The sequence below is a fragment of the Adlercreutzia equolifaciens genome (assembly GCF_029076695.1).
In the GTDB taxonomy this organism is placed as follows: Bacteria; Actinomycetota; Coriobacteriia; order Coriobacteriales; family Eggerthellaceae; genus Adlercreutzia; species Adlercreutzia equolifaciens_A.
In genome coordinates this window covers 1-374 of record NZ_JARFIK010000119.1, presented here as the reverse complement: position 1 = coordinate 374, position 374 = coordinate 1, and the positions used below count along the sequence as shown (strand labels likewise).

The following is a 374-nucleotide window of genomic DNA, read 5'->3' as shown; positions in this document are numbered from 1 at the left end:
GCGCAGGATGTAATGGAAATGCTGGGAGTTTCACTATCGTATTCCTATAAACTGATACGACGGCTGAATGCGGAACTTGAGGCTGATGGATTCGTGACAATAAAAGGGCGTGTCAGTACACAGTATTTTATGAAACGAATCTACGGGCTATCTACGGATAAGGAGGTGGGATAGATGGCAGTTATCAAGAATAATAAGACCGGAATGTGGGAGGTGAGAACTTATTATAAGGATTTGACCGGAGCAAGGAAACAGAAAACCAAGAGAGGCTTTGCCAAGAAGAGCGAAGCCCTTGAATGGGAGCGGAATTTCAAACTGAAAGAGGATCAGAGTATCAGTATGAGCTTCAAAAGTTTTGTGGATATTTATCTGAC

At 42.8% G+C, this 374-nt stretch carries 1 protein-coding gene; it reads left to right on the top strand.

Features of this window, described 5'->3' with window-relative positions:
* Positions 1–174 precede the first annotated feature (174 nt).
* Positions 175–374: Arm DNA-binding domain-containing protein (locus PZH32_RS11715; protein WP_275208430.1), on the top strand; the 200-nt coding region annotated here is incomplete at its 3' end.